We start from the raw sequence: 14,219 nt of genomic DNA, 5'->3' as shown, positions 1-14,219 counted from the left end.
CTGAAAAACCGCATTCGCGAGCAAGCCCGCTCCCACAAGGGATCAGTGGTGAGCGTTAGGCTGGCGGTTGAGTTTCCAGCATCGAAGGGCGCTGGCTGACCTCGGCGTACCAGGCGGCAAGCTTGGGGTTGTCCTGGCGCCATTGCAGGTCGGGGTGACGGAAGTCCAGGTAACCCAAGGCGCATGCCACGCTGATCGCCGCGATGTCGAAATGGCTGCTCAGCTCGGCAATCGCGTCCTGCTCCAGCTCGGCGAGGGTGCGGCGGATCTTGTTGCGCTGCTCGTCGAGCCACTGGTCCCAGTGTTTTTCTGCAGGGCGCATGGCGGTCTCGTAACGCACCAGCACGGCCGCATCCATGATGCCGTCGGCCATCGACGCCAGGGTCAGGCGGCGCCAGCGGGCGGAGCCGTCACGAGGGATCAGCGGGTTGCCGACGTGCTGGTGGTCCAGGTAGTCGAGGATCACCCGGCTGTCGTGCAGTGCCGACCCGTCGGCCAGGCGCAGGGCCGGGATCTTGCCCACGGGGTTGCCTTGCACCACCTGGGCGTCCGGGGCGACTGGTGTCGGCATGCAGGCCTGCAGGGCCACACGGTCCTGCTGGCCGGTTTCGATCAACAGCACGCGCACTTTGCGGACAAAGGGTGAAGCGGGGTTGTGGAACAAGGTCATGCTGGGAGCGGACATGGGTACACCTCACGTTGGGCAGTGGCTAGCCTAGAGATATTGCGGGTGTTTTTGAAGGCCTCTTCGCGAGCAAGCCCGCTCCCACATTCGACCGCGTATTTTCAGATGAAATGCGCTCGAATGTGGGAGCGGGCTTGCTCGCGAAAGCGCCCTCAGCCGCGCCGCTTAACTAACCCCCATACGCCAATGCCAGCGGGAATCCCCAACCCCACCCAGCTGAGCGAATCCCACAGCCCATCCCCCAGCAACGCCGCAAACAACCCCGCCGCACTGAGCACACCAATCCCGAGGGGAATGCCAAACACCTTCCAGAAACTCGACTGCCGCGGCTTCATGGCTTGGCCGCCTTGCGCCGCACGATCCACAGGTAGACCCCGCTGCCCAGCACGATGATGGTCAGCACATCCAGCACCGCCCACAGAATCTTCATCGGCATGCCGCCATAGTCGCCAAAGTGCAGCGGCTGGGACATGCCCATGGCGTCCATGTACCACGGCCGTTCGGCGATGGCGGTGACGGCCAGGGTGCTGGCGTCGATCAGCACTGGCGTGAGCAGGTGCGAGGTGAGGTGGGTGCTGCCTTTCATGAACACCGCGTAATGGTGCTCGCTGGAAAAGCGTGTGCCGGGAAAGGCGATGAAGTCCGGCTCCATGCCGGGCGCAGCCTTGGCGGCGATGGCCAGCAGCTCAGTGGCCGGTGCACGCTGGGTGAGCGGCGGAGCGTTCTTGTACGGCTCGATCATCGCGCTGAGGCTGTCCTGGCGCCAGGCGGCGATGATCAAGTCGGCGCAGGCGCTGATCACACCGGTCACGCCCACCACCAGCGCCCAGGTCAGGGTGACCACGCCGATCAGGTTATGCAGGTCGAGCCAGCGCAGGCGGGTGGACTTGTCCTGGCGCACGGTGGCGAACTTCAAGCGGCGCATGAACGGCAGGTACAACACCGTGCCCGAGACAATCGCCACCACAAACAGAATGCCCATGAACGCCAGCAACAGCTTGCCCGGCAGGCCGGCGAACATGTCTACATGCAAGCGCAGCAGGAACAGCGTCAGCCCGCCATTGGCCGCTGGGGTTTCCACGGCTTCGCCGGTGCGCGCATCGAGCATGAAAGTGTGCGACGAATTGGGTTCGGTGCCGGCCGTGGCGGCCATGATTGCGATCACGCCGTTCTTGTCGTCTTCGTCCCAGGCCAGGTACTGCATGGCTTCGCCGGGGCGATGGGCTTGGGCCTTGGCCACCAGTTGCTCCAGGTTGAGCTGCGGCGTGTCGGCGGGCATCTGCGCCAGTTCCGGCTCGTTGCCCAGCAGGTGGTCGATCTCGTGGTGAAACACCAGCGGCAGGCCGGTAAGGGCGAGCAGCAACAGGAACACCGTGCAGATCAGGCTGGTCCAGGTGTGGATGAAGGACCAGCGGCGGATGGTTTTGCTTTTCATTTTTTCAACCTTCAGACACACCAAAGCCGCCCATTGGGGCGGCCTGGTGATGAACTCAGCCGATTACCACTGGTAGGTGGCGCTGGCGACGACACTGCGTTGGTCGCCGAAGTAGCAGTAAGACGCGTCGCAGGTGGAAATGTAGTCCTTGTTGAACAGGTTCGTGGCATTCAACTTCACCGATGCACCTTTGAGGCTGTTATGGAGACGACCGAGGTCGTAGTGAACGGCTCCGTCGAATACGGTGTAGGCATCGGACTTGCCCAGCCAGGTGTTGGCCTGGTCGCCATAGGTGTTACCGGTGTAGCGCGCACCGAAGCCGATGCCGAAGCCGTCGAGCACGCCGTTGTGCCAGGTGTAGTCTGTCCACAACGACGCCTGCTGGTTAGGTATCAGTTGCAGGCGATTACCTTTGTAGATGCCTGTTTGAACTTCGGACTTAGACAAGGTGTAGGAGGCAATGACCTTGAGGTTTTCGGTGACGTCAGATACCGCTTCCAGCTCCAAGCCTTTGACCTTCACTTCGCCTGCTTGATCAGTGATTGACTGGCTACCCGAACCAATTCGGGTCACCAACACGTTTTTCTGGGTCAGGTCGTAGACCGCTGCGCTCAGCAGTGTGTTGGAGCCGGGTGGCTGATACTTGATCCCCAGTTCCCATTGTTTGCCTTCGGTGGGCTTGTAGGACGTCAACGGGTCGACGCTGGCGTTGCTCGCAGGTTGAAACGACTCGGCATAGGACAGGTACGGCACGAAGCCGGAATCGAATACGTAGCTGATCGCCGCGTTGCCGCTGAAGTTTTTGCTGCGGTCGGTATTGGTGGCGTCTTTTTTATTGAAGTAGGTGGTGCCTTGGTGCACCCAGTCTTCACGGCCACCGAGGGTCAGGCGCCATTTGTCCAGGGCCATCTGGTCTTGCGCGTAGAGGCCAGTCTGCACAGTCTTCTGGTTGTAGTCGTAAAACGCATCGGAGCGCAAAGGACGTACTACTGGCGTGCTGTTGATCGGGTTGAAGATATTGACGCGTCCGGCGCCTCCGTAAATCGACAAGTAAGAGGTGTCGGTACGCTGGTGATCAAGGCCCAGTAGGAGGGTGTGGGTGATGTCGCCAGTGGCGAAGTCGGCCTGGAAATTGTTATCTACAGCGAACTGTCCGATGTTCTCGTCAACATTGGTTGAGAGACGATCCATATTGCCTGCGGCATCTACGGGGGCATAGGCATAGGCACCCACGGTCAGTTGTTGGAAAGACAACTCCGACTTTGTGTAGCGCAGGTTCTGTTTGAACTGCCAAGTGTCATTGAAGCGATGTTCGAACGCATACCCCAGTGCGTAGTAGGTACGGTCGTAGAACTCGTAGTCTGGGTCGCCGAGGTTCTTGTGGTGTGACACTTCGCCCAATGGCGAATGAATTTTGGTGCCCACGATAGGCAGGAACTGGCTAGTAGCACCGGTATCGTCGCGAGTGAACTGCGACAGGAAGGTCAGCTTCGTATCCGGGTCGATGTTCCAGGTCAGGCTCGGCGCGATGTTGTAGCGCTTGTTGTCGATGTGATCGACCTGGGTGCCGGCATCCCGTACCACGCCGCTGAGACCATAGAGGAACTGGCCTTCGTCATCGATCTTGCCGGTGCTGGCGAAGTTGATCTGACGGTAGTTGTCGCTGCCGTATTGCACCTGCACGGCATTGCTCGACTCGGCGCTGGGACGGCGGCTGACCATGTCCAGCAGGCCACCGGGTGGGGTCTGGCCGTAAATCGAAGACGCCGGGCCGCGCAGCAGGGCGAGGCGGTCGAGGTTCCAGGTTTCCGCTTTCGGGTTGGCGTACACACCGCGTGGCAGCGGCAGGCCGTCGAGGAACTGAGTGGGTTCGAAGCCGCGCACACGCATCCAGTCGTAACGAGTGTCGCTGCCGTAGCTGGCGGACACGATACCGGGCATGTATTTGACGGCGTCATCCAGGTTCTGGACGTTGCGGTCCTGCATCTGCTGGCGGGTGGCGACGGAAATCGAGCGCGGTGCTTCGACCAGCGCCGTGTCGGTCTTGGTGCCAGCGGCGGTACGGGTCGCCAGGTAGCCCTGCACCGGGCCCCAGGCGCTTTCGTAATTGGCGTCTTGCCCGGTGATGCTGGTTTCCGGCAGGGCCACCACACCGTCGGGGATCGCAACCAGGGTGAAGGTGCCGGCACTGCTTTGCTCCAGCTGCAAACCGGTGCCACGCAGGGCTTCACGCAGCGCGCCCTGTGGGTCGAACTGGCCTTTGACCGGTGCCGAGGTCTTGCCCGAGGCCAGCGCCGGGTTGAGGGTCAGCGCCAGGCCGGCCTGGCTGGCGATCTGGTTCAACGTGGTGGCCAGCGGCGCCGCCGGCAGGTTGTAGGCGCGCACGTTCGAGGCTTGTTCGGCTGCCATCAGTGCAGTACTGGCCAGCGGGGTGCTCAAGGCAATGGCCACGGCTAACAGGCTGGGGCGCAACAAGGTGTCTAGCGTGCGGGACATAGGGCGGCTCCTGAATGGAAATATTTCTCAATTGCCTAGGTGCCGAACGAGAATTGAAAAGTGATAGGGCGGGGTGAAAATATTTTTTTGGAGGGCCTTGAGGGCCTCTTCGCAGGCAAGCCAGCTCCCACATTTGATTGGGTTCACACGGTCAAAATGTGGGAGCTGGCTTGCCTGCGATAGCAATAGCCCAGGCACCGCCGAACCTAAGGCTTGGCCTTGACCGTCACCCACCACGGCGTGTGCTGCTCGATCTGCACCGGCAAGGTGGGCAGCAGGGCATTGAGTGCCAGGGTGGTGTCATGCAGCGGGAAGCTGCCGGTAATCCGCAGGTCCGCCACGTTCTTATCCACACCCAGGTAACCGGTGCGGTAGCGGCTCAACTCGTCAACCACATCGCCCAGGCGCGCGTTGTCCACCACCAGCATGCCGCGGGTCCAGGCGTCGGTGGCGGGGGTGACGGCCAGCGCAGGACCGAGGCCGTCGCTGCGCATCAGCACTTGCTGGCCTTCCTTGAAGATCTGTTCCTGGTGCAACGCCTCGGGCTGCGCGGCCACGGCTGATTGCAGCACGCTCAGGCGCGTGGCGTCGTCTTCGCGCTTGACGATAAACCGTGTTCCCAGGGCGCGCAGGTTGCCGTCGCGGGTTTGCACATAGAAGGGGCGGGCGTCGTTGTGGCCGGTCTCGACCAGAATCTCGCCTTCCTGCAATACGATCAGCCGGCGCTTTTCATCAAAACGCACGTCGATGGCACTGTGGGTGTTGAGGTTGATCAGCGTACCGTCCGCCAGTTTCAGCGTGCGTTGCTCGCCTGTCGCAGTGCGTTGATCAGCCATCCAATAGTGGATTGGCACATAGCGCTCACCGGCAAACAACGCCAGGCCGATCACCAGCGCAACACTGGCCAGGCCGCTGCCCAGCTTGCGCACCCGCTGGCGAATGCCTTCGCGCGACTGCAACAGTGCCGCCCGCGCCGGGCCTGAGGCCACGCTGAAACGCTGGTCGAGCATGCCCAGTTGGCGCCAGGCGCGGGCGTGTTCTTCATCGCTGGCCAGCCATTTGGCGAATTCTTCACGCTCCACCGCACTGCCGTCCCCCGAGTCGAGGGACAGTTGCCAGGCAATCGCGGCGTCCAGCACACGGGCCGAAACCGGCCGGGAGCTTGTCACAGCGGCTCGCCATACAGCGCGATGTAGCACTGGCGAATGCCCTGGGCCAGGTACTGGCGCACGCGGGGAACGGAGACGCCGAGGCGCTGGGCGATTTCTGCATGGCCCAGGCCGTCGAGGCGGTTGTAGAGGAAGGCGGCGCGAGCCTTGCTCGACAGCTTGCCGAGCAGGCGGTCGATGGCCTTGAGGTCTTCGAGGATCAGTTGCTGTTCTTCGGGCGAAGGGTGTTCGCTTTCCGGGATCAGCATCAATTCGGTGAGGTAGGCCTGTTCGAGGGCCGCGCGGCGGAAGTAGTCGAACAGTAGCCCTTTGGCGATTGCCACCAGGAACGCCCGTGGCTCGCGGGGTGCGCGCAACTCGTCACGGCCCAGCAGGCGCATGAAGGTGTCCTGGCTCAGGTCTTCGGCGCGACTCGGGCAGGCCACGTTGCGCCGCAGCCAGGCCAACAGCCAGCCACGATGGTCGCGATACAACGCGCCAACAAGCTCACTGTGTGGGTTCTGGACCGACGACAAGGCATCACCGAATAAACAAAAGGTTTAAACTAACGAGAATTATTCGCGATTGTGTCAGAGGCGTCGGATGGGCGCAATTGGCGTCTGTCGGGCAATGCTATTAAAACGATGGCGCTTGCTTGCGCCGTTTCCATTGACTCAAACGCTCTTGCAACGCCTGCGGTGTGTCGATGTGCTGTTGGCGTGCGCGGCTGAACAGGATCAGCATCAGCTCCGCCGTGGCCAAGGCATCGGCACTGGCGTGATGGCGTTCGCCTACGTGCAGCTTGAAGTGCCGGGTCCAATCGTCGAGCCCGGCTTCACGGATGTTCGCGTCAGGGCACAGCAGCGGGGCGAGGTCGGCCACGTCGAGAAACGGGTGCGCCAGGCGGTAACCCAGGCTGTCCTTGAGTGCCCTGCAGAGCATGTGTTGATCGAACGGCGCATGAAACGCAAGCAATGGGCTATCACCGACAAACGCCATGAAATCCAGCAGCGCCTCCACCGGGTCGCTGCCGGCGGCGATGGCGCTGGGCCCCAGGCCATGGATCAGTACGCTGGGGCTGAGTTTGGTCTCGGCCCGTTGCAGGGTGCGCTCGAACATCTGCGAGAAGTCCACGGCGCCGTCTTCGATCACTACCGCGCCGATGGACAGCACCTGGTCTCGGTTGAGGTTCAGCCCGCTGGTTTCCAGGTCCACCACGACCCAACGTTGGCTGTGCAGTGCGCCGTCGCCCAATGCGCCGGCCGCAGGCAGTTGGGCCAGGCGCTGTTGTTGCGTTGCATCGAGCCCAGGTTTTTTCGGGCGCAACCAGTTGAACAGCCTCACAGTTGATACCGCAAGGTCAGGCTGGCTTGCAGGCGTTGGGCCTGGCGCAGGGATTCACGCAGGATGCGCCGGTCCAGGTGGTTGAGGCTGTCGGGGTCGACGCGGTTGGAATACGGCTGGTTCTCACGGGTCTGCAACTGATGCTGCTGCATGCGGGTTTGCTGGATGAAGTGATACGCCTCTTCGTACGCTGCGCCGTCCAGGGGCTCGATCACTTCCTTGGCCACCAGCTGGCGCAGGCGTTCCAGCGTGTTGTTGGCGGGAATGCCGTTGGCCAGGGCCAGCAGGCGCGCACCGTCGACAAAGGGTGTGAGGCCTTGCACCTTGAGGTCCAGGGTGGCTTTCTCACCGCCTTTGCGCGTCAGTACAAACTCACGGAAGCGCCCCACGGGCGGGCGATGGCGCAGGGCGTTCTCGGCCAGCATGCGCTGGAACAACCGGTTGTCCGCCACTTGATCAAGAATGCCCTGGCGCAGTTGCTCGCAGCCGCGCTCATCGCCCCACACCACCCGCAGGTCGAAATAAATGCTCGAGCCCAGCAGGTTCTCCGGCGTGGCCTCGCGAATGAATGCCGCAAAACGCCGCGCCCATTCTGCCCGCGACAGGCACAGCTCGGGGTTGCCGGCCATGATGTTGCCCTTGCACAGGCTGAACCCGCACAGCGCCAGGCTCTGGTTGATCTGCTGGGCCAGTGGCAACAGTCGCCCACGGATCGCCGCCGCCTCGGCCGCGTCCTTGGCGTCGAACAGAATGCCGTTGTCCTGGTCGGTGAACAGCGTCTGCTCACGACGGCCTTCGCTGCCGAAACACAACCAACTGAACGGCACGCCGGGGTCGCCTTTTTCGGCGAGGGTCAACTCGATCACCCGGCACACGGTGTGATCGTTGAGCAGCGTAATGATGTGGGTGATCTGGGTTGATGACGCGCCGTGGGCCAGCATGCGCTCGACCAACTGCCCGATCTCACCGCGAATCGCCACCAGGTTCTCCACCCGGGGCGCATTGCGGATGGTGCGGGCCAGGTGCACCAGGTCGACGCGTTGCAGGGAAAACAGGTCGCGCTCGGACACCACGCCGCACAAGCGCTGGTCCTTGACCAGGCACACGTGGGCGATATGCCGCTCGGTCATGGCGATCGCGGCGTCGAAGGCGCTGTGGTCCGGTGTTAAAAAGAAGGGCGCTTGGGTCATATGACCTTCTATGACCTGATTGAAGTCGCTGGTGCCATCGGCCACCACCTGGCGCAGGTCGCGCAGGGTAAAGATGCCCAGGGGCGTCTTGTGTTCATCGACGATCACGATGCTGCCCACCTGTTGCTCATGCATCAGCGTCACCGCCTCGCGCAGCGGCGTATTCGGGCTGCAGGTGACCGGGTGGCGCATGGCCAATTCGCCCAGGCGCGTGTTCAGTGAGTATTGGGTGCCGAGGGTCTCCACGGCTTTCTGCTGGACCTGCTGGTTGACCTGGTCGAGCAGGCTGCTGACGCCGCGCAGGGCAAAGTCACGAAACGGGCTGGAAAGCGCGAACAGCTTGATGAACGCCGGCTTGTTCAGTTGCAGGCAGAAGGTGTCTTCGGCGGCCTTGTGCTCGGTGCGGGTCGCTCGTTCACCCAGCAAGGCAGCCAGCGGGAAGCACTCGCCGGTGGTGATTTCGAAGGTGGTTTCGGTGGAATCCGGCCGCTCGCCCACGACGCGGCCCTGCTTGACGATATAGAAGTGTTCCACAGGCCCGCCCGAGGGCTTGAGGATGCTGTCTCCGGGGCCGTAGAAGCGTAATTGGCACTGTTCTACCAGGAACGCCAGGTGCGCGTGTTCCATCTGGTTGAACGGTGGGAAGCGTTGCAGGAATTGCAGGGTGCCGTGGATGTTCTGCAACACGGCGGTTTTCCCCGCCTGCGTGAAAGCATCAGCTTTACTCATAACAGTGACCGCAGTTTTTTTGTCGTTATCGTCAGGCATGGTCAACTCCTGCGCAGCGGGTGCCCATTGGACGTAAGTCTAGGTACTGGTAAAACCACTCACGACTAGGGAAAAACCTTACATGACTATCGTCCAAAACCCGTAGAACGCCCACTAGGCAAACTTTCCGACGAAGTGCACATTGATCGCCCTTCCGCAGATGTCTGACGAGTGTGCTGGGAGATTGATGAGAACTGCTGAGAACCGTATGTCCGACCACGATATTTTGAGTGATGCCGAGCGCGAGGCGCTGAGCGCCGTGATGCTGGAGCCTGATTTACCGCCGCAACGGGTGTTGATTGTCGACGACGACAAGGACGCGCGTGAATTGCTGGCGGAAATCCTGGGGCTGGACGGCATTCGCTGCATGACCGCCGACAGCGGCGAGGCGGCGTGGGACTTGCTGAAGTCCAGCAGCTCCATTGGTTTGCTCATTACTGACCTGCGCATGGCACCCAGCAATGGCTTGGAACTGATCCGACAAGTGCGCGAATCCACACGGGCGGCGTTGCCGATCATCATCATGTCGGGTGACGCCGAAGCGCCGGATGTGATCGATGCGATGCATTTGAGCGTGGTGGACTTCTTGCTGAAGCCGATCGATAGCGTGAAGTTGGCGAAGATGGTGAAGCGGGAATTGGGAATGGCGTCCTGATTTTTTGGTGAAGATGCGGTCCCAAAGAAAAAGCCCCGATCTTTCGACCGGGGCTTTTTTCATTTACAGGCCGTTCTTGGCCTTGAACTCCCGGCGCCGACGGTGCAACACCGGCTCGGTGTAGCCGTTGGGTTGCTTGGTGCCTTCAATCACCAACTCCACCGCTGCCTGGAACGCGATGTTGCTGTCGAAGTCCGGTGCCAGCGGGCGATACAGCTTATCCCCGGCATTCTGACGGTCCACCACCGGCGCCATGCGCTTGAGGCTTTCCAGCACCTGGGCTTCGTTGACGATACCGTGGCGCAGCCAGTTGGCGATGTGCTGGCTGGAGATGCGCAGGGTGGCGCGGTCTTCCATCAGGCCCACGTCGTTGATGTCCGGCACCTTCGAGCAGCCAACGCCTTGGTCGATCCAGCGCACCACGTAACCCAGGATGCCCTGGGCGTTGTTGTCCAGCTCGTTGCGGATTTCTTCGTCAGACCAATCGGTGTTGGTGGCCAGAGGAATGGTCAGGATGTCGTCCACCGACGCGCGTTCACGCTTGGCCAGTTCTGCCTGGCGGGCGAACACATCGACCTTGTGGTAATGCAGTGCGTGCAGCGCAGCCGCCGTCGGCGACGGTACCCAAGCCGTGTTGGCACCGGCCAATGGGTGGGCGATTTTCTGTTCGAGCATCGCCGCCATCAGGTCGGGCATTGCCCACATGCCTTTACCGATCTGTGCGCGACCTTGCAGGCCGGTGCTCAGGCCGATGTCGACGTTCCAGTTTTCGTAGGCGCCGATCCACTTTTCGGCCTTCATGGCGGCTTTGCGCACCATCGCGCCCGCTTCCATGGAGGTGTGGATCTCGTCGCCGGTGCGGTCGAGGAAGCCGGTGTTGATGAACACCACGCGCTCGCTGGCCGCCTTGATGGAGGCCTTGAGGTTGACCGTGGTACGGCGCTCCTCGTCCATGATCCCGACTTTCAGCGTGTTGCGCGGCAGGTTCAGGACGTCTTCGATGCGGCCGAACAGCTCGTTGGTGAACGCGGCTTCTTCCGGGCCGTGCATCTTCGGCTTCACGATGTACACCGAACCGGTGCGGCTGTTCTTGCGGCTGCTGGTGCCGTTGAGGCTGTGAATCGCCGCCAGGCTGGTGACCAGGCCGTCGAGAATGCCTTCCGGCACTTCGTTGCCGTCTTTGTCGAGGATCGCGTCGATGGTCATCAAGTGGCCAACGTTGCGCACGAACAACAGCGAACGGCCGTGCAGGGTCACGTCCTGGCCATTCACGCCGTTGTAGACGCGGTCAGGGTTCATGGTGCGGGTGAAGGTCTTGCCGCCCTTGGCCACTTCTTCGGCCAGGTCGCCCTTCATCAGGCCGAGCCAGTTGCGGTAGATCACCACTTTGTCGTCGGCATCGACGGCGGCCACGGAGTCTTCGCAGTCCATGATGGTGGTCAATGCGGCTTCCATCAGCACGTCTTTGACGCCGGCGGCGTCGGTCTGGCCGACCGGGGTGCTGGCGTCGATCTGGATTTCGAAGTGCAGGCCGTTGTGTTTCAGCAGGATCGCAATCGGCTCCGCCGCAGGGCCCTGGAAACCGATCAGCTGCGCATCGTCACGCAGGCCGCTGTTGCTGCCGCCCTTGAGGCTGACGATCAGCTTGCCATCAACGACCTTGTAGCCGGTAGAGTCGACGTGGCTGCCAGCAGTGAGCGGCGCGGCTTCGTCGAGGAAGGCGCGGGCAAAGGCGATCACCTTGTCGCCACGCACTTTGTTGTAGCCCTGGCCCTTTTCGGCACCATTGGCTTCGCTGATGGCGTCGGTGCCATACAGCGCGTCATACAACGAGCCCCAGCGCGCATTGGAGGCGTTGAGGGCGAAACGGGCGTTCATCACCGGTACGACCAGCTGTGGGCCGGCCATGCGGGCGATTTCGTCATCGACGTTTTGGGTCGTAGCCTGGAAGTCTGCGGCTTCTGGCAGCAGGTATCCGATGTCTTGCAGGAAGGCCTTGTAGGCCACCGGGTCGTGGGCCTGGCCGGCGTGGGTCTGGTGCCAGGTATCGATCCGCGCTTGGAAATCGTCGCGTTTGGCGAGTAGGGCTTTGTTCTTCGGTGCCAGGTCGTGGATGACCTTGTCGGCGCCGGCCCAGAACTGCTCGGCGGTGATGCCGGTACCGGGAATGGCTTCGTTGTTCACGAAGTCGAACAGGACTTTGGCGACCTGCAGGCCACCGACTTGAACGTGTTCAGTCATCTCTTGCCTCACTCTTCGGAGCTTATGCGCTTTTCAGCTTTTCAATTTACCAATGAAGCCTCTGGCCATTTAAACCACGAACCCGATCCCCCAGTACATGCCGTTCAGGCGGCTGGGCTGGCGGGTTATCGCGATGCGTTGGTGCCTTGGCAGACATCGACCTAACGTTATGTAGTGCGCGATTGGGCATACTACATGATGACTTGCGGTTGTGAAAATCAGACCAAATACGTCGTTTAGCGACCCACCTGTGACATTCGGTCACAGTGGGGAACGGGATGTTCTCAAAAAACTACTAGATTGTTCCAGATAAATATAAAAATGGTACACGATTTGTTTTCATGGACCTGTGCGTCCACTTTGTAGGGATAAGGCCCTTGGGCCTTGCGGCGATCATCGGGCCGCTATCGCCGGCAAGCCGGCGCCTATAGAACAACAATGCCCCTGAGGAATTTCGCCATGGACCATCTTGTACTCACAATTATCGCCGCCGACAAACCCGGGCTGGTTGAACGCATTGCGCAAAACATTGCGGCCCAGGGTGGCAATTGGCTGGAAAGCCGCATGGCCCATATGGCCGGGCAGTTTGCCGGGATCTTGCGGGTCAGCGTTCCCACGGAGAACCGTCAGGCATTGGTGGGCGCGCTGGAAGACTTGTCCACCCATGGCATCCGTGTGCTGGTGGGCGAGGGCAGCAGCGGGCAGGCGTCGGCCTCCAAGTCGATCATGATGACGCTGGTGGGCAATGACCGTTCGGGCATCGTGCGTGAGATCACTGCGCTGTTGAGCAAGCAGGGCGTGAACCTGGAAAGCCTGAGCACCGACGTGCGCCCGGCGCCCATGAGTGGCGACCCGCTGTTTACCGCCGAGGCACTGTTGCAGGTGCCGGCGACGTTATCCCTGGATGACTTGCAGGTGTCCCTGGAAACCCTGGCGGATGATTTGATGGTGGAGTTGCACAGCGAGGAATAATCCATCCACAAGGTTATGCATGGAAATCTTGCATGGGCCTGTGGATAACCTGTAGAGACCCGGCGCCAGCCCATGCCGGCCGGGCTTCTTCGCCCGCTGAGCAAAAAACGAGCAGTTTCAAGGGCTTGTGCACAAATGGCGGGTATCAGGCTGTGGATAACCTTGGGGTGGATGCCTGCAAGCCACGCCCGCTGTGGCTTGCAGAGGTTTGTACGTTATTTGATCAGCGTTTGCGCACAGTCAGCCACGCGTCCAGGCTGTAAACCACCAGGCCGGCCCAGATAAAGGCGAAGGCAATCAACGTGCTCGACGCCAGGTGTTCGCCAAACAGCAGCACGGCCTCCAGCAGTACCAACGTCGGTGCGACGTACTGCAAAAAGCCCAGGGCGGTGTAGGGCAAATGCCGTGCGGCGGCGTTGAAACACACCAGCGGGATCAGCGTCACCGGGCCTGCGGCCACCAGCCACCAGGCTTCGGAAGTGCTCCAGAACGCCAGTTGTGCACTGTGTGCGGTCGGGTTGAACAGCAGCCAGGCCACGGCGATCGGCACCAGCATCCAGGTTTCCACCACCAGCCCCGGCAGCGCCTTGACCGGTGCCTGTTTGCGGATCAGCCCGTAGAACCCGAACGTCAGCGCCAGCACCAGCGACACCCAAGGCAGGCTGCCCACCTGCCACACCTGTTGCGCCACGCCCACCGCTGCCAGCCCGACGGCAACCCATTGCAGACGGCGCAGGCGCTCGCCAAGCAGCAGCATGCCAAGCAGCACATTCACCAAAGGGTTGATGTAGTAACCCAGGCTCGCTTCCAGCATGCGCCCGCTGTTCACCGACCACACATAGGTCAGCCAGTTGCCCGCAATCAATGACCCACTGAGCGCCAGGATGGCCAAGCGCTTGGGGTTGTCGAGCAGTTCGCGCAACCAGCCTGGGTGTTTCCATACCAAGAGCAGCAAACCACCGAACAACGCCGACCACAGCACGCGGTGCACGATGATCTCGGCGGCAGGCACACTGGCGATGGCTTTGAAGTAGATCGGGAACAGGCCCCAGATGACATAGGCGCTCAGGCCCAGGATGTACCCCTTGCGGGGGTTGGCGGGTTGCATTGCAGAATCCTTGCTTAGGCAGCTAACAAAGCGCGATTGTAAGGATATTTGTCAGGCAATGTGTGCTGAAAAATGGCCCCGACCCTGTTCCCACATCCCCTGTAGGAGCCGGCTTGCTGGCGATACGCCAGTGAGGGCGGCGGTGATCGTGAGGATGCTATCGCCGGCAAGCCGGCT

At 61.5% G+C, this 14,219-nt stretch carries 12 protein-coding genes; 2 read left to right on the top strand and 10 right to left on the bottom strand.

The window, feature by feature from the left end; all coding sequences use genetic code 11:
- Window positions 1-55: 55 nt before the first annotated feature.
- The 8 genes from M2394_RS08305 to M2394_RS08270 form a co-directional block, all read right to left on the bottom strand.
- Entirely contained in the window at window positions 56-685 is a 630-nt protein-coding gene (locus M2394_RS08305) for a glutathione S-transferase (protein WP_259172085.1), read from the bottom strand.
- Between the two features lie 152 nt (window positions 686-837).
- Complete coding sequence (locus M2394_RS08300; RefSeq protein WP_259172083.1) at window positions 838-1,020, bottom strand: hypothetical protein; 183 nt, start codon at window positions 1,018-1,020, stop codon at window positions 838-840.
- A complete protein-coding gene (locus M2394_RS08295; protein ID WP_176996652.1) occupies window positions 1,017-2,120 on the bottom strand; it encodes a PepSY domain-containing protein in 1,104 nt (367 codons plus the stop codon). The genes M2394_RS08300 and M2394_RS08295 overlap by 4 nt, the downstream gene beginning before the upstream one ends.
- A 63-nt stretch (window positions 2,121-2,183) precedes the next feature.
- Window positions 2,184-4,616, bottom strand: coding sequence for a TonB-dependent siderophore receptor (locus tag M2394_RS08290; RefSeq protein WP_259172082.1), 2,433 nt, complete (start codon window positions 4,614-4,616; stop codon window positions 2,184-2,186).
- A 206-nt stretch (window positions 4,617-4,822) separates the two neighbouring features.
- Window positions 4,823-5,785 carry a FecR domain-containing protein gene (locus M2394_RS08285; protein ID WP_259172081.1) on the bottom strand — a complete coding sequence of 321 codons (963 nt, stop codon included), beginning with the start codon at window positions 5,783-5,785 and terminating at the stop codon, window positions 4,823-4,825.
- Window positions 5,782-6,300 (bottom strand): RNA polymerase sigma factor, encoded by a 519-nt coding sequence (locus M2394_RS08280; RefSeq protein WP_178920206.1) that lies wholly within the window; start codon window positions 6,298-6,300, stop codon window positions 5,782-5,784. Before M2394_RS08280 ends, M2394_RS08285 begins: the two co-directional genes overlap by 4 nt.
- A gap of 100 nt (window positions 6,301-6,400) precedes the next feature.
- Window positions 6,401-7,108 (bottom strand): PolC-type DNA polymerase III, encoded by a 708-nt coding sequence (locus M2394_RS08275; protein WP_178920207.1) that lies wholly within the window; start codon window positions 7,106-7,108, stop codon window positions 6,401-6,403.
- The gene (locus M2394_RS08270) at window positions 7,105-9,027 is read right to left on the bottom strand and encodes a putative nucleotidyltransferase substrate binding domain-containing protein (RefSeq protein WP_178920208.1); all 1,923 of its coding nucleotides are present in this window, start codon (window positions 9,025-9,027) and stop codon (window positions 7,105-7,107) included. Before M2394_RS08270 ends, M2394_RS08275 begins: the two co-directional genes overlap by 4 nt.
- Window positions 9,028-9,274: 247 nt before the next feature.
- Here M2394_RS08270 and M2394_RS08265 point away from each other — a divergent pair, with 247 nt between their 5' ends.
- On the top strand, window positions 9,275-9,721 hold the full coding sequence (locus M2394_RS08265; RefSeq protein ID WP_058426679.1) for a response regulator: 447 nt from the start codon (window positions 9,275-9,277) through the stop codon (window positions 9,719-9,721).
- Between the two features lie 63 nt (window positions 9,722-9,784).
- Here M2394_RS08265 and M2394_RS08260 read toward each other — a convergent pair whose 3' ends face one another.
- Complete coding sequence (locus M2394_RS08260) at window positions 9,785-11,962, bottom strand: malate synthase G (protein ID WP_259172080.1); 2,178 nt, start codon at window positions 11,960-11,962, stop codon at window positions 9,785-9,787.
- A gap of 459 nt (window positions 11,963-12,421) precedes the next feature.
- Here M2394_RS08260 and M2394_RS08255 point away from each other — a divergent pair, with 459 nt between their 5' ends.
- The gene (locus M2394_RS08255; RefSeq protein WP_259172079.1) at window positions 12,422-12,934 is read left to right on the top strand and encodes a glycine cleavage system protein R; all 513 of its coding nucleotides are present in this window, start codon (window positions 12,422-12,424) and stop codon (window positions 12,932-12,934) included.
- A 223-nt stretch (window positions 12,935-13,157) separates the two neighbouring features.
- Here the strand turns inward: M2394_RS08255 and rarD are convergent, their stop codons facing one another.
- The gene (gene rarD / locus M2394_RS08250) at window positions 13,158-14,042 is read right to left on the bottom strand and encodes an EamA family transporter RarD (protein WP_176996646.1); all 885 of its coding nucleotides are present in this window, start codon (window positions 14,040-14,042) and stop codon (window positions 13,158-13,160) included.
- Window positions 14,043-14,219 lie beyond the last annotated feature (177 nt).

This window comes from Pseudomonas sp. BIGb0164 (assembly GCF_024810135.1).
GTDB lineage: Bacteria > Pseudomonadota > Gammaproteobacteria > Pseudomonadales > Pseudomonadaceae > Aquipseudomonas.
Note: the sequence above shows the minus strand (reverse complement) of the source record. Positions and strands in the feature narration are given on the sequence as shown.